We start from the raw sequence: 26712 nt of genomic DNA on the forward strand, positions 1-26712 counted from the left end.
ATTTTACACAGACAATTTAAAGAAAACGTACAACATGAATACGCAAACTATCGAACAAAAGGGTAAAACCGTACCTTATCCAAAACGCTGGGCAGCACTTTTCCTACTCTGCACGGCGCAGTTTATCGTCATTATGGATACCTCCATTATCGGAGTCGCCCTTCCGGCAATAAAAGCCGATTTAGACTATTCACAATCCAGTCTGCAATGGATTTTTAACGCTTACGTTATCCTATTTGGTGGCTTCCTGCTGCTTGGCGGGCGTTTGTCTGACCTCTTTGGTGCGCGCAAGATCTTTATGTGGGGATTTGGTATTCTTACTGCGGCATCATTTTTAGCCGGTATCGCCTGGTCTGAACTGGTATTGAATATTGGTCGTGGACTACAGGGACTGGGCTCTGCCCTGATCGCTCCTGCCGCCCTCACCCTGGTCATGTCTAAATTTACCGATCCAAAAGAGCTCAATCGCGCTTTCGGATTTTGGGGAGCCGCGGCAGCAGCTGGTGGATCCGCCGGAGTTTTCCTCGGTGGTGTGATTACAGAATGGCTCTCCTGGCACTGGATATTTTTGATCAATATCCCCGCAGGGCTTATTGTCCTGCTGTTCAGCAAGCGATTGTTGTTTAAGGGCAGCACAAAAAAAGGAAAAATCGACCTTGCCGGAGCAATATTGGCCACCATCGCGCTTGTGTTGATGGTATATACCATTGTGTCGGCAGAACATGTCGGCTGGAGTTCCTTACAGACAGTAGTATTGTTGGGCATATCGATCCTATTATTTATTGTGTTCATTATGCTGCAGAAAAAGAAAAGTGATCCACTTGTACCGATGACTATTTTTAAGGTCCCTAATTTATCGGCAGGTAACCTGATGATGTCGCTATTGGCCGCCGCCTGGATTCCACTATGGTTTTTTCTTAACCTTTACCTACAGCAGATTCTGCATTATTCAGCCTTTCATAGCGGCCTAGCCCTGTTACCGATGACCATAGCCATTATGATCCTGATGGTCGGTTTTACAGGAAAACTGGTCGCGAGGTTCGGATTCAAAACTAATATTATAACTGGTCTGGTCATCCTTGCGGGCTCCTTATTTCTATTTAGCACGATTCCAGCAGATGGTTCTTTCCTGAAAGATGTACTGCCAGCCTCTTTGTTGGGAGCTTTGGGGATGTCGCTAACCTATATTCCGGGAACGATTGCGTCGATGTCCGGGGCCAAACCGGACGAGATGGGATTAGCTTCCGGATTGGTGAATACAAGTTATCAGGTCGGATCGGCCCTGGGCTTGGCAATTATCGTGGCTGTTTCCGCTGCGAAAACCAATAGCTTGAAAATGACTGGTGCATCCGATGCCGATGCATTAAATGCAGGCTTTCAAACAGCATTTTTCTCAGCGGGAGCCCTCTGTATTGTAGCAATTTTAATTGTTATTGGTTCGATCAGAACCATCCGGCAATAGCTAAAAAATTGCTATTGCTCCTCCGGACTATAACAGGCCTTCGCGACCGAAAGAAAAATAAATAATAGCTTTCGGTTGCGGAGGTTTTTGTTTAAATGTGTAGAACAAAAATAAGGTTATTGATGTTGTCATCTTAGGAAAAGAAAAGACCCCGCGTCAGCAGCTGATACCCAACGGAAATGGATCTTCAACGTATAATTTAACTTGATTATTATTAAAATTTAAAAATATGGCAACAGTCAATGTTTATTTAACCTTTAACGGAAATTGTAAGGAAGCCTTTGATTTCTATAAATCTGTATTTGGTGGAGACTTTCCTTTTGTTGGCCGATTCGGAGATATGCCCTCAGGTGGTGAAAACCCAATTGCCGACGAGGATAAAGACCGAATTATGCATATTATGACGATCCAGCTAAAATGCAACATCAATAATCTAATGTAATAATCCCCTGATTATTATCGCTATTCCGTTTTATTGCCTAATAATCGGAACAATTGCAAGCAATATTAAGCATTTTTTCATCTTTGGATGATTTGATTTTTCATGCTATTATTATGGTATTATTTTAAACAACATGGCCATAATCACAATAACAGAAAATATTGTGGAAAATACAAACAACATATCGTACAGCCATGATCCCTGTGGATAGAAATTATCGTTAGCTAGAAAAAACTTTTGCTGTTCGGGATCGTTAGGGTTATAAAACAATAGGCATTCTTTAGCGATATTTTTTTTGGTTGCTCTGTTTAACAAGTCAATCCGCATTTCCTCAAAACGTCGCTTCCCGATAATGGGAAAAAATGAATACAACTTTTCTGCTTTACCTATTTTTTTTGAATACGAATGTTTATCTGCAGTAAACTGGTACTCCAAATCTATGTACGCATATTTATTCTTCCCGCGTTGAATGTCAGCTGTAAGGTTTAGGATGGAAGGTGTTACCGCGACCCAATTTGGATGCGTCAGTACAAACTCTTTCCGCTCCAAATATGGACTTATGGAAAAGACACTAATCACTACACTATAAACAACGATTAACAAAATGACGGATGCGGTGAGCTTGCTCATTTGCATTGTTACACGTTTTCCATTGACATCATATCGAACCTTCTCGCTGCCATCTTGATTGCTTAATTTGTTGGCAATTATTTTTGTCAATGGAAAATAGAGCACGGAAGAACATATCAAGGCATAGAGTAGATAGCGGTAACTGTTGAATACAAAAACGAACACAACGATGAAGGCGGCAACCACTAACCATTGAATGCATGTCCAAATTATTTTCATCTATATAAATTTTCGAAATAAAAATAAAGCATTCGACAATAGCCATGACCTCCTATTTAAAATCCGTCAACAGAAAATTACGATTCGTTGAACAATTGCAAAGAAACGTTTCCCCTTGTAGCTCCCGTACCCTTGAATCGCTAACATTAATACCATAGTTTCTACCACCATTTTCTCCATACCTAAATCTACAATACTGTGTTTCAGCATTCGGTTGTTGGACGACAGATAAATAATATAGTAAAGCTAACCCAATATTTATTCGAATTCACCTCTCTTGTTTAGAATTATTACTAATAATACTGTACTTTTGTCCTATCATCGTACTTTATCAAAAGCAATGGCAAATAAGACGACCCCCAAAAACAGTCTAAAAAAAGTATTTCAACAACTACATCTTTATATCGGATTATTTTTTGGCCTCATTTTTTTGACCGTTTGTGTCACGGGAATGCTCCTAAGTTTTGAGAAAGAACTGACGCCTTTGCTATGGCCCAAAGAACAGCGAGTTGTTGCCCTAAAAAGTCGCTTACCTGTCGATGCGATTGTGTCAGGGGCAAAAAATATTTTTCCGGATAAAAGGCTTTTTCGTATTGAAATACCCGCTGATCCCGCTAGAAGCTATCGGATTCAATATGGTTCAAAAAAAGAAAAATATTGGTATGCCTATATTAACCCTTATACAGGTGAAGTCTTGTCCAAAGGAGCACAGGCTGAGCGTTTCTTTCAAAGAGTATTAGACATTCATCGCTTTCTTTTGATGGACAAAATTCGAACGACCATTACGGGGATCTCGGCCATTGCAACCCTATTTCTCGCGATAAGCGGGATTTATCTATGGTGGCCTAAAAATAAACTCCTGCTCAAGCAACGTTTTAAAATTAAAATGTCCGCTTCTACCAAAAGAAAAGTATGGGATTTTCACGCTGTCGGGGGGCTCTATGCAGCATTGTTCCTCCTTATTTTTACCCTAACAGGTTTAACCTGGAGCTTTGACTGGTACAATAAGCAGTTTTTTAGACTATTTGGTGTAGATATCAAGATAACAAAAGAAAGGGTAAAAAATCCAACAACGGACATTCCTGTTGCCTTTTCGCCGCTTGAGACAATGTATCAGCAGATTAACAACCTTTATCCTAACCCGGGAAATATACTAATGACATTTCCGGATCAAGGAAATCTAGCTTTTTCATTGACAAAGGAATCTTTTGCTGGCACACTGTTGCAGATCAATCAGGCCTATTTCGACAGCAGATCTGGAAAGCTGATTAAAAACAACCCCATGAACAAGTTGCCTTTGGCCGAACAAATGCGAAAGATGGTCAAACCCATCCACGTTGGTTCGGTATTTGGTCTTCCTTCAAAAATTGTCCTGTTTCTGGCCGTTAGCTTGGCTGCCACTCTTCCCATAACCGGTCTTTGGATATGGCTCAACAAGAGAAATAAAAAGACAACGGCCAGAAAAAAGCGTAGACCTAGAGGTCAAGCTGTACCCCTAAATTTGCCATAGTGCCAGTTCCCTTGATGTAATAGCGTCCTTCATTGGTTGCACCACGTACTTCGGCATGGATGGGATAGTAATCGGCATTGAATAAATTGTTGATGGAGAATAAAAAGGTAAACTTCTGGTATTTATATCTCGTTTGGAAATCAACCAGATTATAACCGGAAATCGGGTATTTTCCATAATTATATTCTGCTGCAGGAAATACATCCCGCCCACCCAAATGAAGGTATTGCAAATACACATTCCATTGATCCGTTAACTTGAAATCGGCATTTAGATTAATTTTGAATGGAGAAATAATGGAGTTGTCTAATTTATCTTTGTACTTGCCTTCATTCTTCAGATCCTGACGTCCATCCATATAACCAAGCACAGTACCCAATGATAGCCATCGGACGGGTTTTAAGTTTCCGACAAACTCCACGCCATAAATGCGTTGTGGTACTTGGGTCAATTCGTAATTGCCTGGTGTCGAAGTCTCCGCAAAAGTGGTTCCTTTCTTAGACGTACTATAATACCCTGTCACCTGGTAGTCCCATATATCCATCTTGCCATTTACACCCAGTTCGAAATTATTGACCACAACAGGTTTAGGATCAATTTGGCTCAATGGTACACCATTGCGCAGAATAAGTCCGACGTCACCGATAGAATATCCTTGAGAAAAGGAAGCAAAAGGTTGCGCATAACTATATTTATTGTACCGCGTGGCGATATTAAAGACAAAAGCGTCTGAATTATTATTTTCACCAGCAGTTAGCTTTCCATTTTTGGTCAGATCACCCACCTTAAACCGAATATTTTCATAGCGCACCCCGCCTTTTAGAATCCAGTCAGTACCAATGTTCAATTTACTCTGCACATAAAAAGCGATATTATTCATATTCATATCTGGTGTAACCAGATCATCTTTCATGGTTTTCTGTACGGTATGATCCTTCAGAAAATCAGCACCGTAGATCAGAGACATGTTGGTCGATGCACCCAGTTGAAAAGGTGTATTAAAGTTTAGCCTTGCTCCTTTGTGGTCAGAATAATTTTGGTTGTAAGTTTCAAAGACCGTATTCATATCCTCATAGTACAAGCTCAAATTTGCTATCGTCTTTCCATATTGACCATCATACTTTAAATGAAATGCTTTGTTATAAGGGGTGCCACCGTTAATGACGGTGTCCGAAGGGATACCAATAGCAGGAGACTTGCCAAAATCGCCCTTGGTACCGACATATTTACTATCTTGTAAGCTACGATAATAATTACCCATAAATTCAACATGATGATCAGGGGCTATTTGATAGCCAATTTTGGCGAGGACATTATAAGAATCTGTCTCACCCAGTCCATAAAACGGACTGGCAACAGCCCCATCGGAGCTTCGCACTACACCCGAACGTCCAGCTTTACCCTGAATAACATAATCCCATTTGTCTAGCTGCCCTGAAAATACCTGCGCAATATTGTAGCCATAGCTGTCGCTCGGCTTTACCAGACTCAATGAATTATTGAGGTAGGTTGACGAACTCAGTTTTTTACCATGTTGCGGTTTTTTGGTAATGTAGTTTATCACACCTCCTGCTGCTCCGTTGCCGTACATCGCTGTAGCACCATTAATAACCTCGATGTGATCGATTGCACTGGCATCTATCGTCCGCAAGTCGCGCCCACCGTTGCGTAAAGGAGTAGACTGTGGAATACCGTCAATCAATACCAAAAAATTGCGTCCACGAATTTTGGCTATAAAATTATTTTGGCTTTCTTCACTGGGTGAAATGCTGGGCACCTTCTGCATCAAGATGGATGGTAGGTTATCGTTGATCTGACGCTGTTGATCGAGCGCCTTACTACCGATATAGGTGATCGATGAGGGTACCTCATCAATATGTTCTGCTAATCGACTTGCTGTCACCACAACCTCATCCAAACTCTGTTGTTCAGCATTCAACGTAAAAGTTTCTAAATCAAGTTTGTCCTCGCGCAATTCAATGTCATGAGATTGCTTACCAAATCCTACGAAGCTTAAGGTCAAACGGTATTTACCATAATCAATATCGGCTAATCTGAAGTAACCATCTTTGTCAGACTTGCTGCTCTTTGCCCCCTGGAGCTGAACATGCACATTTGATAAAGGAATACCTTGTGCATTGACCACTCGACCTGAGATCGAACCCTTTTGATGTTTTTTGGGAACTGAATTATATAAAGGAATTTTACTGATAAATACTGAACCCGCGGAGACTAATGGGTATAATGAAAAAGAACAAGATAATAATGCGATTGTGAGCTTAGATGGGTTAACTTTCATTTCTTGTAGCGGTCTGATAGATGATTATGGTACCGATTAAATTCAAAATAATAACAGTCCAAAGATATCATTATTTTGAATAAATCTAAATATAGGTACAAGAAAAATAATGACAAGCTATCAATTATTGAGCACGCAGCACGGACAAGCCCTATTGTCCGTGCTGCGTGCAACCCCTTACTGTGTAACCTGAAAGCTACTTTGAATTGCGTTAAGTTTGGTATAGAGCGCTGTCAATAAGGATGCTGGCAGATTGAGTTTAAAGTAGTTTGTCAAAACCGACTGTAGCTCCTCCTCGCTGCTGATTTCACTGCTTTTCTTGCCACCCTCATTATCACGGATATTAAATTCCTTGTTGAAAAGCGCGTATCGTGCATGCTCATCGACACGGGTGATCATCAGAAATTTATTAAACATCGAACTGGGGCCGGTCGCTACGTACCAATTGGCCATATCCAGATCCGATAGTTGAACCTCCTCTAAAGTAAACTTATAAATGGGTAACCACTCATTTTTGAACACATCCAATCGGTAGAAATTATCATCTAGGCTGATCAGGCGAAATAGACCGTTTGGAGTCTCCTGCTCCGAATTAAATAATACCGGTGCCGTCAGTGTCATCGAGCCAAATCCTACATCCACCAGATACTTTTGGCCTTCGATATCGGACGTCAGCAGCATATGCGTGCGTGCGGTTTCCGAGCCATCTTTGCTGCTCCACAACACTCGCGCCAAATGCATTTTTATATTAAACCCCAGGGCTTGCAAAACTTCTTTGAATAAAGAATTCTGTTCATAACAATAACCACCCCGTTTTTCAGTGACCAGCTTCTGGAAAATATCCGTTGTATCTATTGCAGGGACGATGCCTGTAAATGAATCTATGTTTTCAAAGGTAATATGCTTTGGATGCGCTTGCGTAAGCTTTTTTAATGTTTCCAGATCCCCAGAAACACCATCCGATATTGCTATTCGCTCCAGATAGTCTTTTAATGTTGGGTCTTCCATTGTTTTATGAAGTTAAATCTCTATTCTCATTTCCAATAAATTGGGCTTAAACCCTGCTTTGCTATATGCTTTTTTTGCACTTTCATTTTGATCATAAACCTGCAGTCTGACCTCGGAGATATTTCGTTCCTTTGCCCAGCTCGTCAATGCCTCCAGAATCAATTTATTGATACCCTGACCGCGATATTCAGGCCTGACATACATAAATCCCAAATGGACATATTTTGCATACTTTTGATAGGGTTTGGCATCGACTATTTTGGCATAGCCTGATCCGACGATCTGTTCGCCGATTGCAGCAACCAGTACCTCTGCTTCTGCTGATTTTATTAATTCCAGCAGATCATAATAATGAAATTTTCCTTCCTTTAAGGTTTCATCATAGGGGCGCTCGGCTGCTACAATGCCCTGTTCAAATTCCAATAATACATCGATTTCATTCTCCTGTGCTTGTCTGATTTTTAGTTCCATTCCTAAGAGCTGTGTTTGTGCTAATTGTAATTATACCTGTTCTAATTTGGGGTAATAAGGGGCTAATGCAATATACAAAAATTGGTGATTCAAGGGGCAGCTTAAATGTCAAGCCGTTGTAAATTGCTGCAAAAGTGCAGAACTTGTTACAGAAGTAAATAACACAATCGATTGCGTTTAATTCCTTTTCGTAACATGTAAGTTTTTTGATAAATTAATAGTAAACAATTAAAGATAAATTATGAGAAAAATTAAATTTGCAGCACTGCTCAGTGCGGCACTGATCTGTTTTGTTTCCTGTCAAAAAACCGTTATAAAATCGGAGACTGAAGAAAAGCTGTCCTTGCGGGCAGCCACACCAGGTCCAAACGGTTATGAGGTCCCCCTGGGCGGGAATGCCTTTATTACAGCAGCACCTTCCGGGGCAGTTGAAGTCATCAATAGCAATGGCTTAGCCAACTGGACCAATGCCAACAGTATTGTGAGCACCTATGCTAAATTGCCACAGGCAGGAACATTAAGTGTGAAAATCCGAGCCAAAGTATTGCCCAATGGTGACAGCAGCGTGGTCAAGTTGACCATCAACGGTGTGAGTAAGCAGCTGAGCCTCAAGGGCGGCACAGTAAAGGATTATACCGTGGGTAACTATACAATAAATGCTGGCGGTTATGTCAAAATGGATCTGCAGGGAGTTTCCAAAACCGGTGGTTACTTTGCCGATGTCTCCCATCTTATTTTGAGCGGATCAGCGACAACCGGTACTGCCATCTACAGCGACAACAATGTCAACAATACCTACTATTGGTCAAGACGTGGACCTTCCTGTCACTTGGGGTACACTGTACCGACTAACCAGCAGGTCTCCTATTATTATAGCGAAATCAATGTCCCTGCTGGCGAAGATAAAATCGGTTCCTATTTTATGGCCAATGGATTCGGTCAAGGGTATTTTGGTATGCAGGTCAATTCGGCTACCGAGCGCCGTGTACTGTTTTCGGTATGGAGTCCTTACAGCACGGACAATCCAGCGGAAATACCCGTTGAAGATCGCATTACACTCAACCGCAAAGGAGCTAACACCACGACGGGCGAGTTTGGTGGCGAGGGTTCCGGTGGGCAAAGTTATATGAAATATAGCTGGACAAGCGGCAAGAGCTACAAATTCTTGCTTAAAGGTGAGCCCGATGGGAATGGCGCCACTGATTTTACCGCTTGGTTCAATGATCCTTCGGTCAATAGCTGGGTACTGGTTGCGAGCTGGAAAAGACCCAAGATATCTACTTATCTGACCAATTTCCATAGCTTCCTTGAAAACTTTAACGCCGATAACGGTTACCTTGGACGCTCAGCAGATTATAAAAATCAATGGATAAGGACTGCATCAGGCACCTGGATGCCGGTGGTTCAGGCGAAATTTACAGTGGATGGAACCTATTCCAGCAACCAGCGCATTGATGCCATGGGTGGCAGCAATGGAAATAGTTTCTTCCTTAAAAATGGTGGTTTTTTCAATACCGTGGTCAGCCCGGGTACTATGTTTACCGTAACTAATGGAAATGCTGCGCCTGCGATAGATCTTACGACACTACCATAACCTGAAACGCGACAAGGGATCATCTCGGATAAATATTGAGAAGGGCGGTATAACTATACCGCCCTTCTTAGGTTATATGGATTGCAGATTGGCCTACAGGCGTTCTTATTTTGATTCAACTTGCAATTCCCCCGAGACAAGCTCTTTACTTTCGGCTCTTACAACAACTTTCCCCTTATTTTTAATAGCGATGATGGCCAGTGCTTTTCCATGAAATGCCTGCCGCGAGGCCGACTGAAAACTCCGGAGATCAGTTGTATTACCGTTGTCGGTAGCCACGATCCTTGCGTCTTCCCCTTCAATGGAAAACCTAATATCATGGGCTGAGTCGGGCACGATGGTACCCTGCTCGTCCAGCACATAGGCATGCACATAAGTTAGTTCATTGCCCACCGTATTAGGCGTGGATTTTTCGTTGGACAATTTGATTCGATAAGGCTTTCCTGCCGTGCGGACAATTTTGCTCAATACCTTTTGGTTATCCCGATAAGAAATCACTTCAAGTACACCAGCTTCAAAATTAATCGCCTTAAAAACAAGGTCATAACGGGTGGTATCTCTGGACTGCTCACGGATTTTTTTTCCGTTTAGGTATAGTTCCACCCGGTCTGCCTGATTATAATAAACCACCACATCAACCTTATCGCCCTGTTTCCAGTTCCAATGTGGTAACACATGCAGGACCGGCTTGTCGGTCCAGACGCTTTGGTACAGGTAATATACATCTTTCGGGAACCCTGCTAAATCCACGATCCCGAAATACGAACTCCGTGCAGGCCAGGTATAAGGCGTTGGTTCGCCAAGGTAATCAAATCCTGTCCACACGTACATTCCGGCGATATGGTCATACTGTTCCATTAAGCGTAGACTGGTCTGATGGCTCGATCCCCAGGGAGTATAGACGTTGTCATATGCTGAGATGGTTTTATCACTATTGCCACCGTTGAAAGGGATATCCCATCGCTCAGGCCACATCCGGATGGAATCGTAAGGTACAGGATCATATTGGCCTCGGCTTTCCAGTGCGGAAGTACTTTCAGTTACGATAAACTTCTTTCCTGGATGATCTGTCGGAAAACTGGCCCATTTCTGATGGTTATAATTGTAGCCCATAATATCCACGGCGGGATTCATTAATACAGGATTTTCTCTTGACATTTCATTATTGGCAATGGTTGTCGGGCGGGTACCATCAAGGCTGTCTACAATAGCTGCTAAAGCCTTGGGAATCGCTGCACCTTCCGTCTTGGAATGCCACTGTTCCTGCGCTTCATTGCCCAGGCACCAGATAAACAGCGAGGGATGGTTTCGGTCACGTTTAACTTGGTCAGCAAAATCCCGACGAAACCATTGATCCCAATATAAATGGTAATCAAAGGGGTTTTTATGTCCTTTCCAGACATCAAATGTTTCACTCATCACTATAAAGCCCAAACTGTCACAGAGGTCCAAAAATGCCGGCGCTGCGGGATTATGGGAAGTACGTATGCCGTTGACACCCATTGCTTTCATTATCTCTAGCTGGCGTAACGCTGCAGATCGGTTAAAAGCCATTCCCAGTGCGCCAAGATCACTATGCAGACAGACACCGCGGATTTTGAGGCGCTTGCCGTTCAGAATAAATCCCTGCTGTTGATCAAAGCTAAAACTGCGCAAGCCGAATTTGGTGTCCTGTTCATCCAGGATCCGGTTGTCAGCCAGAAGCTGGACTCGGGCAGTATACTGATGGGGTGTCTCTATTCCCCACAAAAGCGGATTATCCAATATGATTTCCTGCTGGAAAGGATAGACACCTGGCCCACGCTTGCCTAGTACATGTTGTTCAGTGGCGACTACTACACCCTCGGGTGATACCAGTTGTGTCCGCAGGGAAAGCGTTCCGGTCTGCTTCGGGATTTGTTCTATATCCAGTGACAGGCTCACAACAGCACGGTTTTCATCGAGATGTGTAGCTTGAACAAATGTGCTGTTTGTGGCTATACTGACCGGATTACGGGTTAGTAACCGCACATCGCGATAGATCCCCGAGCCCGAATAGAACCGTGAGTTGGGCTGCTTATGGTTGTCAACTTTGACCGAAAGCAGATTTTCCTTGCCATCCCAACGTAAATAAGGCGAAAGTTCATATTCAAATCCTATATAGCCGTTTGGCCGTTTCCCAAGCAGATGCCCATTGATCCAAACTTCGCTGTTTTCGTACACACCTTCGAATTTGATAAATATCCGTTGGGCTTTATCCGCCTTGCTCAGCTTAAACGATTTTTGGTACCAGCCTACCCCACCGTCCAGATAAGCTGCACTACTACCTGCGGGGCTGTGCGCTCGGAAAGGCGTCTCGATGCTCCAGTCGTGTGGTAGATCAAGCAGACGCCAGTCACTACCGTCCCGTGTATGGCTATGCTGCCCGATGCTGTCAAGTTTAAACCACCAGTCGGCATTAAAAATAGTTTCCTGCCGGGATTGTCCGATCAGGGGTACTGTCATCAACAGCCAAAGTGCCACTGTAGTCAGTAGTCGACCATACCTGTTATATAAGAGTAGTTTCAGCATAAGATTATAGCAATGATATGACTCCATAAGTTAAGAAGATAGTTGATAATCAAACCAGTCAAAAAATGCTTTCGCTTTGGTCGCCTTCCCATTGGAGCTAGCATACAGGCCGATCATTACCCCCGTAAAACCGCCTGCTACTTCGGTACTTAAGTAACGGGTATCCAAGCTGGCCAACTTGCTGTAGCCTCCGGATTTTACATCTTTAAAAGCAAAGGCGTATGTTAAAGGCGTTCCACTGATACGCAATTCTACCTCGCTGCCTGCAACTTCCTTCTCAGCCACGATATAATGCAGGGAGCCAACTTTTGCACGCAGCTGCAGCATATAGTTTCCCCCCTTGCGGCTGAGAAAGAAGTCGTAATGGTGTGAATTGTTCTGATACATTGTTAGACCGGCTTCTTCCCCATCGGCATTGGCGACAAGTTCAAGTTTTACGCTGGACTGAAAGTCGTGTTCGGTTTGTCTACGACCGATAAAGGAGGGCGATTCCGTTTCGTTTAATGAAATCGGACTTGTATACAGGCACAGGCTTCCGCGGCGTTCGGTCAATGAGTACTTTGATGAGTCGGGATTGCGCAGATATTGCCATGGCAAGCCTAATTGCGCATCAGTGAAATTATCGCGCTGTGCGGGGACCGCTACCGGCACAGCTGGAGGGGTTTTTACAGTCATATCTAACTGGACCTTTCCGTTGCCGTTGACCTGTGGCCAGCCATCTTTGGGCCAGCTTACCGGTGCTAAGAATGTCTCGCGTCCAAGTATATGATAATAGCTATACTGTTGTGTCACACGGAATCCCAAGAATACAGTCCACCAGGAGCCATCAGCGGCCTGGACCAGGTCTGCATGACCCACCCCTTGAATGGGATTCCCCTGTCCCAAACGGTTGGAATGAGATAGAATCGGATTGAGTGGACAGGATTCGTAAGGTCCCCAGATGGAGCGGCTCCGTCCTATACTTGCGCTGTGGGCATATTCCGTTCCGCCTTCGCCCAATAACAGATAATAGTAGCCGTCTTTTTTGTAGATATGGGGCGCTTCCGGGAAACGTCCCCCTGTACCGGCCCAGACTACTTTCTCCATTGAGGTCAATTTGCCCGTACTCAAGTCAATGGCGGTCACACGGATACCTTCGTCTCCCTGAGTCACAAAATAGCTTTTACCATCCTCATCCCAGAAGATGTCCGGATCTATGCTTTTGATATCCACCCAGATTGGATCGCTCCAGGAACCAGAAGGATTTTCTGTTGTACAATAAAAATTACCCTTATCCGATACATTGGTACAGATCACATAGAATAGACCATTGTGATAGCGTATTGATGGTGCAAATAGCCCACCGGATGAACTTACCCCTTTGAGATTCAGTTGCGACGCCCGGGTCAGGCAGTGCCCCACCTGCTTCCAGTTGACCAGGTCCTTACTATGGTAGATCGGAAGCCCTGGGAAATACTCAAAGGAGGAGGTCACGAGATAATAGTCATCTCCCACACGACAGATACTCGGATCGGGGTTAAATCCACGGATAACCGGATTTTTAAATCCTGTCTGCGCATAGCTCGGTATCGTCAAGAATAGTAGCAGGTAGCCAAAGATAGCCAAGGACATGTATATCCTACGCAAAAAAGTTAATTTATTCCTATTCATGTACTGCCTCCTATCTTGCGTGATTGGAATCCGATTCCGCTTGGTCTAAAATTTCCTTATACTCCCTACTAATAAAATTGAAGGTCAGCATGGCCGCTCCATCATTTGAAAGTACAGGGTCCCTTAATACAGCTAGCTGCATTGTGTTCTGCGTCAATGACATAATGCGTACATCACCCCAGTCGACGACGATCCCATCCTGCGGCTTGCCATGCAACGGCGACGCCCCGGTCAAGCGCATGGTTTTCTTTTCCGTGTCGATATTAAATACCCCCTTCTGCACTTTCCCCAGCATGGCATGGTTTACATTTACATTTGCGCCACCTTTGAGATCAAAGGTCATGCTCCCATAATCGCCCGCAGGCATCAACCAGCTATTGCCTTTCCAATCCGGCTCCCAGCTCCAGCTGTCGCTGTTCAATGGTTCGCCGGTCTTGTTTACCGTTCCCCACCAGTCGCCGGTACCATAAAAATACATAGGCCCTTTAAAATAACGGGAGACTCCCTCAGCATCCAGGTCCAGGTACCAGGTTTTTTCTTCTCCCGCGCCGCCACTCAATAAAGTCCAAGTCTCATCACTGATAAATTCGGCGTACATCTCGTCAATCTTGAACGTTACGGGCTTGCCATAGACCATGCCACCACGGGTTTCAATACCAAACCTGACGCTGTATTCCCCCGGAAAAGGCATCTTCAATGTGACCTTTTTATCTTGGCTGCGACCCTGCGGGTGTTCCCATAAAGGCGTGTATTTCGAGTCCATTAAACTTGTTAAATAAACAATATTCGGATTATTGGCGTCGTGCTCCACGGTATAGGATTTTCCATTAGCCAGCTGTGCCGGACTGACGTCAATCTCCCCCAATGCATATTTTTCCGGAGTACATGCGCCAACCATTGTCATCACCGCAAAGAGGCTGATGACATAGCTTATTATTTTTTTCATTTGTATAGATTTATATCGTTAAACCAAGCGATCATTGATCGGTACTTTTTATTAATTCCATCCGGCGTTCTGTTTCAGTACACCATTTGAAAGGGTGATCTGCTTATTCGGGATCTGCATAAATCCCCGTGTGGTCAAAAATTTACTTTTTGTCACAATGACCTTATCGGGCGCCGATCCACTTAGTACGTCTTCGGACGTTTCCAGTATAGCGGCAGCATTATTGAGCCCCTGCCGCAGCACATCCCAGTAACGGATACCTTCAAAGGCAAATTCAAAATTCCGCTCTTTCAGGATATTACTCTTTGAGACGGGCAATGCGACGAAATTCGTTTTATAGGCCCGTTTGCGAACCTGATCAAAATACTGCTGTGCATTGGGTGAGCCCAGTTCAGCTGCCATTAGCAAAACGTCCGCATAACGGATTACAAAGTAATCCTGATCCTGTGACAACTGCATATCCTTATCTCCACCAGTATTTGTGGTGCCATCCGGCAATGCTGTTGGTGCATATTTTTTGATGGCGTATCCTGTGTATTCACGCTGGTCTTTCAGGTCAAAATCAGGGATTTTCTCGCCGTTGATGTCTATGATTGAAGCTGTCTTTCTGGTGTCATTGTTATCAAAGGTATTGAAGAAGTTTTTGCTCACGGTACATGCTCCCCATCCCTGGCCGTAAGGCGACCAATTCTTACCTCTCAAGCCCAGGAAAACGACCCAGCGATTGCCATCGATATGACCTTCGTAATCTGAAGTATTGTTAAATTTCTGTGCAAATACCACTTCCGAATTTCCTTTGCCCGCATATTTTGAAATATCCAATGTATTGTCTGTGGCATTGGGAATATAACTCGCTGCTGGCCATAGATTTTTAAAATCAGCGACCAGAGCAAATTGGCCACTTTTGATTACTTCTTCCAATCCCGCCAGCGCTTCGGTTTTGGAGATATCGATATCCTCAGCGGCATAATAGCCTGAATAAAAGAGATAAACCCTTGCCAGTAGTGCCTTTGCAGCAAAAGGTGTTGCCCGGCCGTCGTTGGTTGCAGCGGCCGATTTTGGATAAGCATTCGCCGGAATGCTGCTTGCAGCAAATTTAAGGTCCGAAACAATCAGCTTATAGATTTCCTTGGGATCCGACTGCGGGATATTATCGCTTGTCGGAATGGTAAGTAATGGTATATTTTCGAAGAGGCGAACCAGATCGAAGTACATGAGTGCCCGCAGGAACCGGGTTTCACCTTCGATCCGTGTGCGTGCCGTTGTATTACCGGAGAAATCTGTGCCATTCAATTTTCCCAGCAACGTATTACATCTAAAAATACCCGAATAATAATCCGACCAAGTGCCATCGAAAATATTATTGTCTGATTGGGACTGCCCAATATCAAAGCGGTCTATTGCCTGAAAACCACGACCATCCGTTGTCCCGGTACCTCCAAAACAGTTGTCAGAGGCGACTTCCGAGGTGATATAAAAAGCTTGGCTGCCGTTAGAGGTGGTCCGTTGGTAGCCGTCATAACAACCGACCAAAGCCATTTCGGCGTCTGCTATTGTTTTATAAAAATTGTTCTCCAGAACACTTGTCATCGGTTCAACATCTAGGAAACTAGATGAACAGGAGCCCAATAAAAGGGAACCCAACAACATGGAATATGAGATATAACTTAGTTTTTTCATGATTTCTCAATTTTAGAATTTAACATTTAAACCAAATAATACAGTCCGTGGCCTAGGGTAATAGCCCAGGTCGATGCCAGATACCCAACCATCCGTGCCATAACCGATCTCCGGGTCCATGCCGTCGTATTTGGTAAAAGTGAAGAGATTCTGGCCCTGCAGATAGAAACGGATCTGATTGGCGTATTTCCACCTGATCAGTTTTGAAAGGTCATAACCTAGGGTTACATTGCTGATCCGCAGGAAATCGCCATCCTGAATGTATAAGTCCGAAAACTGCCAGTTGACATTTGTTTCAGTCACACGCGGGATGGTATTGGAAGTACCTTCGCCCGTCCAACGGTCTAGTATCCGGGTGGTATAGTTCGCTTGCTTATTGGTATGATTTCGGTAAGACTGCACGATCTTATTGCCTAAAGAACCGTAAGCATTGATCGAAAAATCAAACCCCTTGTAATCCAGTCCGATGTTAAATCCATAGGTAAAATTAGGCATACCTACCCCTAGATTGGTCTTGTCAGCGGCATTGATGATCCCGTCATTATTTTGATCCACATATTTTACATCACCAGGCTTGACATCCGCTTGCAGAATACCCTTTCCGGCATTTTTCCAGGTATCAATTTCTGACTGGTTCTGGAAAAGACCATCGGTCTTATAGCCCCAGAAATAACCAATAGGCAGGCCATTTGCCGCGCGGTAAAATTCCTCTGAATTGTCGTATAACATCGCTGTTTGACCATGGATTATACCGTCTTCGGTTGGGATCTGACCAACTTTATTTTTGTTATATGCTCCATTGACACCAAGACGGTACTTGAATTCGTTCACCTTATCCGACCAATTGAGTCCGAGTTCGACTCCGGTATTTTTTACATCGCCACCATTGATAAAGGGGGGCAGCGTTCCTGTAGTCGCCAGCACTGGCGCCGTCACCAGCCAGTCTTTGGTCTTTTTGACATAAAAGTCGGCCACCAAGTCCAGACGGTTTTGTGCAAACTTGGCATCAAATCCGATATTTGTCTGTTCGGAGGTTTCCCAGGTTAAGTTGGGATTGGACAGGCGGCTCGGATAGGCACCGGAGATATTGTTATTGCTGGTGCCGAACACATAATGGGCTCCGGGATTGGACGAGGTAATTCCCGTTGAGGTGCTGATTGGCGCGGCGTACTGGAAATCAGCAATATCCTGATTGCCCACCTGCCCCCAGGAAGCACGGAGTTTAAGGAAGTTTATTCCACCTAGATTCTCCTGAAAGAAATCTTCCGAAGATATCACCCAACCCGCTGATACTGACGGAAAATACCCCCAGCGGTTGGCACGTGAAAATTTGGATGAAGCATCGGCGCGCAAGGTAGCATTCAGAAGATACTTTTCTTTATAATTGTAGCCCAAGCGGCCGAAATACGAAACCCGACGTGTGACGTTTTCCGGTTTTCCCGAAACGGTGCGGGTCTCAACCACATTTCCTTTCTCATCCAGATGCGCCTGCCCCGTTGTGTTGTCCAGATAGGCATGTGCAAAATCGTTGAACTGCGAAAGTAGGTTCCAGTTTGAGCCCGAAAGGTACGTTCCCTGATATCGTAGCGACTCCATTCCGATCATAGCCGAAAAGCGGTGATCCGTTTGGATATCAAAATCATAGGAAGCGGTATTTGTCCAGGTCAATGTATGCCCCTTGCTCATATTCTGGGAAGTGGTGGTATGGTCCTGATTGTAGGTATAAATAGAAAAACGGTACAAGGGCGTAAAGCTCCGGTATTCCGATGCATAATAATTAAAGCCCAATAAGGAGCGTATTTTCAGTCCCTTAATCGGTTCGATCTCTGCAAAGACATCCGCGAGCAACTTCTGCCCATCGTTGCTATTATTAGAATTGGTCATCATTACACCATACGGATTGCTATCTCCATTGTACCACGGTGAGTTGGAAGTATCGTTGAAGGGGCTGCCATATAGTCCGTTGTCTGAATAGACCGGTGACAGCGGCGAAGTGGTGAAAGCACCGCGTAAAGTATTATTGTATTGGTTTCCCACACCGATGCCACGGTTTTTAATGTAATTGAAATTGAGGTGCTGCCCGATTTTGACAAAATTGTCAAACAGTTTATGTTCCGAATTTGTACGGAAGCCATAACGCTGATAATTGGATACGTCTTTACCACCTACGATCCCCTCCTGACTGATGTAGTTCATCGACAGTGCATAGGTGGATTTTTCGGTACCACCGGTCAGAGCCACATTATAATTGTCCATTTTCGCATTGTCCTTGAACATATAATCCAGCCAGCTGGTGTTGGCCAGTCCTTGCATGCCATCAAAATTGATTGTCGAAGCACCCGAATTGAGGGATTGCTCATTCATGATTGTTTTATACTGATGGGCATCCAGTAATTTCGCCTTACGTGAGACATTCTGGATACCGGTATAGCCGTCAAAGGATAGCTGGCTTTTACCGGCTGAGCCCATCTTGGTGGTTACCAGCACGACCCCATTGGCAGCCTGCGAACCGTAAATCGCTGCCGAAGCGGCGTCCTTGAGGACATCGATAGAATGGATGTCTGCTGCGTTCAATACCGAAATATCGCCGCCCGGCACACCATCAATGACATATAGCGGTCCTGAATTACCAATCGTTCCCAATCCACGGACGACCACTTTCATATCCGCTCCGGGCTGACCAGAAGTGGATGTAATGGAGACACCCGGTGCTTGCCCCTGAAGTGACTGTAAGGGGTTCAGCTGATTTCTTTTCTGCAATTCCTCGCCTTCGACTTTCAAGTTTGCACCAGTATTGAGCTTTTTCTTTTGCACACCGTAACCGATGACCACCACTTCGTCCAGATCCGAGGTGATGGGTTGCAGGCGGATGACGCTGTTCGCTCCAGTAACTGTAATTTCCTGCGTTTTATAGCCCACGTAAGATATCGTTAGCACGCTTCCTTTTGGAGTCTGCAATGAGAATTTACCCGACTCATCCGTGCTTGTTGAGATCTTCTGATTCTTTATTTTAATACTCGCGCCCCCGATCGGCAAGCCTGAATCAGCTGAAACAACCGATCCTGTAAAGGACTGTGCCCAGACCAGCGAAGTCATTCCGGTCATGACCACCACGGCCACACCCCTGCTCAACAATTGTTTGCTTATCATATGATTTGATTTATAAATTGGTTTTTACATTATTTTAATTTCACCTGTAAGGCTTTTCCGTTATAAGCGACTGTTGTTGAGTTTCTTGTGCTGCTGTCGATACCCACAGCATTTTTATCATTGACAAAAATGATATTGAATTTTCTGTTGCGTAACATACCCTCAAAATCACCTATGCGATCAGCCAATGACAGAGTGCCTGTGTTGTGATCATAGCGGATATCAATGCGACTGTATTTTCCCTTTTCGTAGTTATAATTATTGCCTTCATCTTCATATAGTGAAAACTGGCCATCGGCTCCGGCATAGATATATAGATCCAGGACAGTCTGCTTTTTCTCTGTTGTGTATTGCAGCTGCTGACCTATTGGAACGATGGCGCCAGCTTTTGCATATACGGGAATACGCTCATAGGGCGCATTTACCACCAGGTCCAGGCCACCACTTATTTTCTTGCCATTGTACAGATCGTACCAGTCGGCACCTTTTGGAAAATGTACTTTCCGGCTTGTTGCACCTTTCTCGGTAACCGGGTTGATTAATAATGCAGGTCCCCAGAGGTACTGGTCATTACGGTCAAATCCTGCTTTATCCATCGGAAAATCCATGGCCAACCCCCGTATCATGGAATAATCTTCGAAAAAGGTCTTTGCCGCCAGGCTATAGTTATAGCACAGCAATTTATAGCGCAAATTGATTGAATAGAGCATACTTTTATAAGCCGGATGTTCCTCGGGTGCAATGTGATAAGGCTCACGGTACGGGAATTGGCCATGCGCTCGGAATAGTGGTAAGAATGCACCATACTGGTACCAGCGGCTATTGAGTTCGCGCCATTCTTCCAGATCCGTAGCATTAGGCTTATGGAACCTGTTTTCGACCAGGAATCCGCCCGCATCCATTGTCCAATACGGTGTACCGGACATGGAGAAATTTATTCCGCCGGCAATCTGGTCTTTCATATCATGCCATCGGGACGCGATGTCCCCGCTCCAAGCCGCCGCAGCATAGCGCTGCTGGCCAGAAAAAAATGAACGCGTCAGGATAAAAACCCGTTTATTTGGATCTGTTGCCCGCTGGCCTTCATAAATGCCCTTGGCATTTTGGAGCGGGAAGGCATTATAGTAGCGCACTGAAGAGCCGATGCTGGGTTGGAAAACAGCTTTACGTTCATCCAGATCAATATTGGAATGAATATCCGGTTCACTGGCGTCCATCCACCAAGCATCGACGCCTATTTTAAACAAGTTGTTGTCCAATAGCTTCCAGAAAGCATCCCTTGCACCCTGGTTGAAGGGATCATAAAATGTAGAGGTATAGCCCTTGCCGATCCAATCTTTGCGACCATCGTAAATATTTCGTGGGTAAATCCACTTATTAGTCTTAAACTCGGCATATACAGTGGATTCTTCATTGATTTTTGGCCAGGCGGAGATCATGATCTTTAAATTTTTGTCATGCAGTTTCTTCACCATTGCCTTCGGATCAGGAAAGCGGTTGGGATCAAACTTTTGGCTTCCCCAGTCATTTTCTGACCAATACGACCAGTCCTGCACGATGTTGTCAATCGGAATCTTCCGCTGGCGGAATTCCATGGCTGCCTGCTCGATTTCTGCCTGCGTTTTATAGCGCTCGCGGCTCTGCCAAAAACCAAAACTCCAGATCGGCATAATTGGTGCTTTACCTGACAAATGTCGATAACCGCTGATCACATCGTCCATGGATGTGCCATGGACAAAATAATAGTCAATTGCATCCCCGGCTTCGGAATTAAATGAAAAGAGGTCCTGCCGAGCTGCAGGAATTGGGCTCTGCCAATTTAAGGTAAAGTATGACTCACTCCCATCCGGGATCCACTCCATCCGGATCTGGTGTGCCTGGTCTTTTTCCAAGACCTTTTCAAGCTCAAAAGTACCGGCATTCCAGGACTGCCGCCACCGGTCAGCGACAAGCTCGCCGTCGATCCAGACCTTCATATAGCCCGAGTATTTGAAGTGCAGCACGTGCCTGCCTGAATACGGCGAAGCTAAGGTACCCTCATAAACGACCTTACTATCCGCAAGCTTCACATCTTTGGGAAACTTGTGCTGATCTGTTAAATAACCATAATCAATGATCGACTCCGGTCGGGAAAGGTATACCTCATCGTTATTTCGATTCATGTAGGTCGCCGTCAGCCAGCCCTCTTGCCCCTCCTTAGATGAAAGTTTCAATGCATTCAGCGGCAATAAAGGACGTACGTCACCCGCTTTCGTGATGGAATAGTTATGCCAGAGCAAGCCATAGTTGTTGGTGGAAAGCAAAAATGGAATTCCGATTTCAGTATTATACTGCAGGAGGGTGACCTGTTTTCCACGGTTGTAGTTCATTACAGCGTTCTGATGTTGCCCAAGACCATATATACCCTCTTCAGGACTGACAATAAAGTCCTGGTTGATGTGATAAAAAGCATCGCCATTGTAGCTATTGGCAGTAAAAGAATTGGAATTTCGCTTTGCCTCTTTCAGAATGGGACGATCCTTTAAGTCGTAAAACTCCACCTTACCGGTCTGCAATGAAATCAAAGCATACAGATCGGCTGTCTGTACCGTGGCAGTAGAATCATTTGATCTAATGGTCAGTGATTTAAGCTGCCGATGTAACGAGTCTACGATGACCAAGCTCTGTTGTTTAGTTAAGACAGCTCCGCTAGGAACTACCGTTACCCGTACGATCTTATCCGTGATGGCGTCCAGATAGACGTCCTGATCTATTGATGTTTCGGAGTTTTTGAAACTGACCCTTATGCCAGTGGCCGTTTTTTCAAGCTGAGCTTTGTGAGTTTGTGCGAATCCCTGATGCACGATTGCAAAGAGCATCAAACCGCTTAAAGCATACGTTATGTTGCGCATTAAAATAAGATTTATTGGTTACTGTATTCCCTTGGTTATTGATGTCCTTCCCAAGTGAAAGAACAAATCAAAGATATGGTGCAACCGGTTGTCTTAAGGCTATGTTTTGTTAACTTTTAGGGGGCGATTTGTTAACAAGCAACAGGTAGTGATTTGAAAGAAATATGGTTAATTGAATGATTTAAAGATTCTTACGGTGAAAAGAAGGTAAGTTTCCAAAGGCGGATTTAAAATATTTGCTGAATTGTTTTGGATTGCCAAATCCCACTTCATAAGCAATTTCTGCTATGGACAATTTGGAATTCTGGACGAGATGCATGGCGCGTTTCAGCCGGATATGCCGGATGTATTCCATTGGCGAATAGCCTGTAATGGCGAGTACTTTTTTATAGAGTCCAACTCGGGTAATGTGCAGGCGTTTTGCCAGTAGTTCCACTGAAAGCGTGGAGTCGCTGAGATCCTTCTCGATTTCCCTGACCAGCGCTCGTATAAACTGCTCATCCGCGGATTCGATCTCCGGCTGTGACAGATTCACCTGAATCTGTTTTTTATATCGTTTTACGAGGTTTTGTTGTTGGTTGAAGATCTGCGCGATTTTGGAACGCAGCAAACCGATATGGAAAGGTTTGTTAATATAATCACTTGCACCCGCCTGTAGTGCTTCGACGGCGAGCTGCTGGTTGACCACCGCAGTTACGATAAGCACTGGAATATGCGCCAGCTTTGCCTGTTTTTTGATATGAAGGCAGAGATCCAGCCCACTTTCAACGGGTAAGTTCAAGTCGGTCACCACCAGATCGACCTGTTGCTTCAACAGGCACGCTTTTGCTTCGGCTACCGTAACCGCGGTAAATATGATATAGTCTGTCTGCAGCGTACGCTCCAGGTAAAGCAAGAAATCAATATCATCCTCGACCACCAAAATACAGGGTTTATCTGAGTAGCCGCTTTTCTGTGGCTCAATAGGCATCTCACTGTGTTGTATAGGTAAATCCACTGTGAATGTTGTCCATTCCGGATTACTTGTTAGCTCGATGTTACCACCAAGAAATTCGATATAATCTTTCACGATAGATAGGCCAATGCCTGTTCCCTGGTTTAATTTCCCATTGGGCACTTCCAGCTGAAAATAGCGTTCAAAAACACGGGACTGCAATGATTCAGGAATCGGTGCTCCTGAATTCTGAATTTCAATATGAAGTACTTGTGCTTTTTCACCAGCTGTCAGCTCTGCTCTACAGACGACGTTACCAGCCTTTGGGCTAAATTTGATCGCATTGGAGACTAGATTATGGAGAATGCTTTCCAGCTTATGCTTGTCAAACCATCCGGCCTGTCCCTCTGGTGCAATATGTACCTGAAAACGGATCTGATTAAGTTGCGCCAGTCCAACGAATGAAGTGAATTGTTGGCGTATAAAGTCCATTAGATCACCGTACTCCTCATTCCGCTCAAGTTCACTTTTTTCAAGCTTTCGGAAGTCCAGCAGCTGATTCACCAATTTAAGTAGACGATCTGCATTTTTCTTGATGAGGGTAAGATCAGTCTTCTTGCTGGCATCCTGTTCCTCGTCCAGTAGCTGCTGGGCCGGCGTCAGAATCAAACTGATTGGTGTACGGAATTCATGGCTGATATTGGTAAAGAAGCGCGTTTTCATGGCATCCAGTTCTTTAGCCTGCAAGGCCTGCTCTTTCGCCAAATAAAGCTGATTACGTGTCTTAATCCGTAGCTTTGTCCAATAATAAAATACCCAAAGTAGGGTTAATATTACTGTAGCATAAAGCACAAAAGCCCAATTTGAGCGCCAAAAAGGCGGCTGGATATCAATCGTCAGCAACAGCACCCGTTCGGACCAACTGTTGGAACCGATGGCCTGCCTGATGTATAAACGATACCTTCGGGAGTCAAGATTGGTAAAACTGGCCCGCATTGTCCCTGGTTCAAAGTCAAACCATTCATCACTTAGTCCCAGTAGTTGATATTGATAGAAACCAGTATGTTGCTGTAGGAAATCGAAAGTTGACAGCTCGACGGAAAGAGCGTTAAGGTTGTAGGACAAATTTAGTTCTTTTAGGTTTTGAAGAGATTGATCGTAAATCACACGACCAGAGAATTCCTCGCCTACGGCAATTTGTTTGTTGAAAAGATACAGATTGGAGAGCACTGGTAATACCAGTGTATGTTCTACCCTAATTTTTGCAGGATCAATAAAATTAAAGCCCTTTGGCCCCCCAAAAACTAATCGACCATCCCGTAATGTTAAGGCCGCATTCTCATTGAAAACATTGCCCTGCAGACCTAACTCCTGTGTAAAATTGCGGATAATAAATTTTTCTGGCGACCCCGTTTCAACTATCTTGGATAAACCTTTATTGCTGGAAGCCCAAGTATTGCCTTGATGATCGGTCAATAAAGCCAGGATTGCATCATCACTGAGTCCATTCTGCTGCGTCAGATAGGTTATTTTGTCGCCTGTGATCATGTGCAGTCCCTCCTGCGTAGCCACCCAGATGCGTCCTTTTTTATCTTCCTTCACATCATAGATCAGATCGTTCATGAGCTTAATTGGCGAACTGTTGCTCGTGATATTTTTAACCTTCCCATCTGGGTTCAGCACCACTAGCCCAGTCGCGGAACCGATCCACAGTCTTTTTTTCGAATCCTCAAAGATTACCGAGATATAACTATTTTTAATAGTTTCACCTCCGGTATTGTAGGTCTTGGAAAAGAGCTCTGTTTTCTTATCAAATTGATATAGCCCGCTGCTGAGTGTTCCTACCCAGAAACGATTAAAGCTATCTGTGTAAATTTCCCATACACTATCGTCGTTTAATTTCCCTGGACCAGTATCCCGATGGAAAACCTTAAAATTTTTACCATCAAAACGACACATTCCTCCCCTATAGGTCCCGATCCATAATATGCCATCAGCATCTAATAGTAATGAAACAATCACATTGCTGCTTAAACTATTTGGATCGCTAGGATCATGCAGATACTGTGTAAAGGTCTTTTCTGTACTATCATAATACAAAAGTCCGCCACCATTGGTGCCAATCCAGAGGTTGCCCTTTTTGTCCTCGACAAATTTATTGACATCATCATACGGAAGCGATTTGGGCAAGCCAGGATGGCTTTTTACCAAGGGAAACAGCAACAGGTTGGGATGATAATAACTGATCCCGCCCTTATATGTACCAGCCCAGATAATACCCGATTGATCTTTGTACAGACAAGTGATACTGTTGTAAGGAAGACTACGCAAGTCATAACCATCATGATCAATAATCTCTATACGCTGACTTTTCTTATTGTACACATTAATGCCACCATGATCGGTACCTAACCAGATCAGACCAGCGTCATCCTGAATTATATTCCCGACAAAGGGATTGGACAATTCCCTTTCCAGGTGTCTAGTCGACCAGTTTTTCACTTCAAGATTATAAACGCCAATTGGAATATCCTTTGAGTAAATCCAAAGATCTCCCTCCTTATCGGCGAATAAATTAAAATTTACGCTTTTATTACCAATAGGCAGCCGGATTGTTTGCCTAGTTTTCAATGAATTTTTATCGACCTGCCCCAACAGGCCATTTTCATAGATTAACCAGATCACCTGCCCCCGCCCTGCGATTACATCAGTAATTCTACTCTCTTTGCTCAATTGGGGAACGGTTTGATAAGATTTCTTTTGGCTATCATAGAGTAGCAGCGTACGGTCACTGTACAAGACTACAAAGTTGTGAGCATCTAAAGCACGGATGGTATAAACATCTTTTACAGGCAGGCGCAGATTTGTCAATACAGAATCAAGGTCTTGGATAATCTTGCCGGAGCGCTGATTGTACATATTCATCTGGCTGCTGGTTCGGATCCAGATATTGCCTTCAGGACCATCGAAGATTCCCGAAATAACATTGGCGCTCAAGCCGCTACCTTTACCGGCCGAATACCGAAAATTGGTGAACTGCCGCCCGTCAAAACGACTCAAGCCAGATTCGGTACCAAACCAAAGGTAATTATACTTATCTCGTAGCGCACAATTCACGTGGTTATGAATAAGCCCCTGATCGGATGTTAAGGTTTTGAATGCATAGGTATTGCCCTGGCTAAATGCTTCTGGTTGGCCCAGTAGAATAAACAGGAGTATGGATAGTGCAAAGTGTAAAAATGAGTTAAACTGCTGCATTGGTTATGATATGCCCAA

Annotated in this window: 15 protein-coding genes; 4 read left to right on the forward strand and 11 right to left on the reverse strand. The window is 44.3% G+C overall.

Annotated elements, in window-relative coordinates:
* The first annotated feature begins 34 nt into the window (after window positions 1–34).
* Both LC454_RS23395 and LC454_RS23400 read left to right on the forward strand, forming a co-directional pair.
* Entirely contained in the window at window positions 35–1462 is a 1428-nt protein-coding gene (locus LC454_RS23395; protein WP_223584868.1) for an MFS transporter, read from the forward strand.
* Between the two features lie 229 nt (window positions 1463–1691).
* Window positions 1692–1904 (forward strand): hypothetical protein, encoded by a 213-nt coding sequence (locus LC454_RS23400; protein WP_223584869.1) that lies wholly within the window; start codon window positions 1692–1694, stop codon window positions 1902–1904.
* 111 nt (window positions 1905–2015) lie between these two features.
* Here LC454_RS23400 and LC454_RS23405 read toward each other — a convergent pair whose 3' ends face one another.
* Window positions 2016–2753 carry a hypothetical protein gene (locus LC454_RS23405; RefSeq protein WP_223584870.1) on the reverse strand — a complete coding sequence of 246 codons (738 nt, stop codon included), beginning with the start codon at window positions 2751–2753 and terminating at the stop codon, window positions 2016–2018.
* Between the two features lie 340 nt (window positions 2754–3093).
* Here LC454_RS23405 and LC454_RS23410 point away from each other — a divergent pair, with 340 nt between their 5' ends.
* A complete protein-coding gene (locus LC454_RS23410) occupies window positions 3094–4263 on the forward strand; it encodes a PepSY-associated TM helix domain-containing protein (RefSeq protein WP_223584871.1) in 1170 nt (389 codons plus the stop codon).
* On the opposite strand, the gene LC454_RS26490 is transcribed toward LC454_RS23410, so the two are convergent.
* From LC454_RS26490 to LC454_RS23430, 3 genes are all read right to left on the reverse strand, one after another.
* A complete protein-coding gene (locus LC454_RS26490) occupies window positions 4229–6562 on the reverse strand; it encodes a TonB-dependent receptor (RefSeq protein WP_262903140.1) in 2334 nt (777 codons plus the stop codon). The genes LC454_RS23410 and LC454_RS26490 overlap by 35 nt on opposite strands.
* A 177-nt stretch (window positions 6563–6739) precedes the next feature.
* On the reverse strand, window positions 6740–7570 hold the full coding sequence (locus tag LC454_RS23425; protein ID WP_223584872.1) for an arylamine N-acetyltransferase family protein: 831 nt from the start codon (window positions 7568–7570) through the stop codon (window positions 6740–6742).
* A 12-nt stretch (window positions 7571–7582) separates the two neighbouring features.
* Window positions 7583–8041 carry a GNAT family N-acetyltransferase gene (locus tag LC454_RS23430; RefSeq protein WP_223584873.1) on the reverse strand — a complete coding sequence of 153 codons (459 nt, stop codon included), beginning with the start codon at window positions 8039–8041 and terminating at the stop codon, window positions 7583–7585.
* 241 nt (window positions 8042–8282) lie between these two features.
* On the opposite strand from LC454_RS23430, the gene LC454_RS23435 reads away from it, so the two are divergent.
* A complete protein-coding gene (locus tag LC454_RS23435) occupies window positions 8283–9635 on the forward strand; it encodes a DUF3472 domain-containing protein (RefSeq protein ID WP_223584874.1) in 1353 nt (450 codons plus the stop codon).
* 105 nt (window positions 9636–9740) lie between these two features.
* On the opposite strand, the gene LC454_RS23440 is transcribed toward LC454_RS23435, so the two are convergent.
* The 7 genes from LC454_RS23440 to LC454_RS23470 form a co-directional block, all read right to left on the reverse strand.
* Window positions 9741–12185, reverse strand: coding sequence for a glycoside hydrolase family 2 TIM barrel-domain containing protein (locus tag LC454_RS23440; protein ID WP_223584875.1), 2445 nt, complete (start codon window positions 12183–12185; stop codon window positions 9741–9743).
* A 30-nt stretch (window positions 12186–12215) separates the two neighbouring features.
* Window positions 12216–13811, reverse strand: coding sequence for a glycoside hydrolase family 43 protein (locus tag LC454_RS23445; protein ID WP_223584876.1), 1596 nt, complete (start codon window positions 13809–13811; stop codon window positions 12216–12218).
* Between the two features lie 34 nt (window positions 13812–13845).
* Window positions 13846–14742 (reverse strand): hypothetical protein, encoded by an 897-nt coding sequence (locus tag LC454_RS23450; protein WP_223584877.1) that lies wholly within the window; start codon window positions 14740–14742, stop codon window positions 13846–13848.
* Window positions 14743–14832: 90 nt separating this feature from the next.
* Window positions 14833–16461, reverse strand: a complete 1629-nt coding sequence (locus LC454_RS23455) for a RagB/SusD family nutrient uptake outer membrane protein (RefSeq protein WP_223584878.1) — start codon at window positions 16459–16461, stop codon at window positions 14833–14835.
* 12 nt (window positions 16462–16473) lie between these two features.
* The gene (locus LC454_RS23460; RefSeq protein WP_223584879.1) at window positions 16474–19611 is read right to left on the reverse strand and encodes a SusC/RagA family TonB-linked outer membrane protein; all 3138 of its coding nucleotides are present in this window, start codon (window positions 19609–19611) and stop codon (window positions 16474–16476) included.
* Window positions 19612–19640: 29 nt separating this feature from the next.
* Entirely contained in the window at window positions 19641–22502 is a 2862-nt protein-coding gene (locus LC454_RS23465; protein ID WP_223584880.1) for a TIM-barrel domain-containing protein, read from the reverse strand.
* A gap of 181 nt (window positions 22503–22683) precedes the next feature.
* Window positions 22684–26694 (reverse strand): hybrid sensor histidine kinase/response regulator, encoded by a 4011-nt coding sequence (locus LC454_RS23470; RefSeq protein WP_223584881.1) that lies wholly within the window; start codon window positions 26692–26694, stop codon window positions 22684–22686.
* Window positions 26695–26712: the final 18 nt, after the last annotated feature.

It is taken from the genome of Sphingobacterium sp. GVS05A, from assembly GCF_019969845.1.
Taxonomy (GTDB): Bacteria; Bacteroidota; Bacteroidia; order Sphingobacteriales; family Sphingobacteriaceae; genus Sphingobacterium.

Bases quoted from the DNA above. Each gene is read 5' to 3' on its own strand.
- LC454_RS23395 (WP_223584868.1), top strand. From the start codon at position 35: ATGAATACGCAAACTATCGAACAAAAGGGTAAAACCGTACCTTATCCA.
- LC454_RS23400 (WP_223584869.1), top strand. From the start codon at position 1,692: ATGGCAACAGTCAATGTTTATTTAACCTTTAACGGAAATTGTAAGGAA.
- LC454_RS23405 (WP_223584870.1), bottom strand. From the start codon at position 2,753: ATGAAAATAATTTGGACATGCATTCAATGGTTAGTGGTTGCCGCCTTC.
- LC454_RS23410 (WP_223584871.1), top strand. From the start codon at position 3,094: ATGGCAAATAAGACGACCCCCAAAAACAGTCTAAAAAAAGTATTTCAA.
- LC454_RS26490 (WP_262903140.1), bottom strand. From the start codon at position 6,562: ATGAAAGTTAACCCATCTAAGCTCACAATCGCATTATTATCTTGTTCT.
- LC454_RS23425 (WP_223584872.1), bottom strand. From the start codon at position 7,570: ATGGAAGACCCAACATTAAAAGACTATCTGGAGCGAATAGCAATATCG.
- LC454_RS23430 (WP_223584873.1), bottom strand. From the start codon at position 8,041: ATGGAACTAAAAATCAGACAAGCACAGGAGAATGAAATCGATGTATTA.
- LC454_RS23435 (WP_223584874.1), top strand. From the start codon at position 8,283: ATGAGAAAAATTAAATTTGCAGCACTGCTCAGTGCGGCACTGATCTGT.
- LC454_RS23440 (WP_223584875.1), bottom strand. From the start codon at position 12,185: ATGCTGAAACTACTCTTATATAACAGGTATGGTCGACTACTGACTACA.
- LC454_RS23455 (WP_223584878.1), bottom strand. From the start codon at position 16,461: ATGAAAAAACTAAGTTATATCTCATATTCCATGTTGTTGGGTTCCCTT.
- LC454_RS23460 (WP_223584879.1), bottom strand. From the start codon at position 19,611: ATGATAAGCAAACAATTGTTGAGCAGGGGTGTGGCCGTGGTGGTCATG.
- LC454_RS23465 (WP_223584880.1), bottom strand. From the start codon at position 22,502: ATGCGCAACATAACGTATGCTTTAAGCGGTTTGATGCTCTTTGCAATC.
- LC454_RS23470 (WP_223584881.1), bottom strand. From the start codon at position 26,694: ATGCAGCAGTTTAACTCATTTTTACACTTTGCACTATCCATACTCCTG.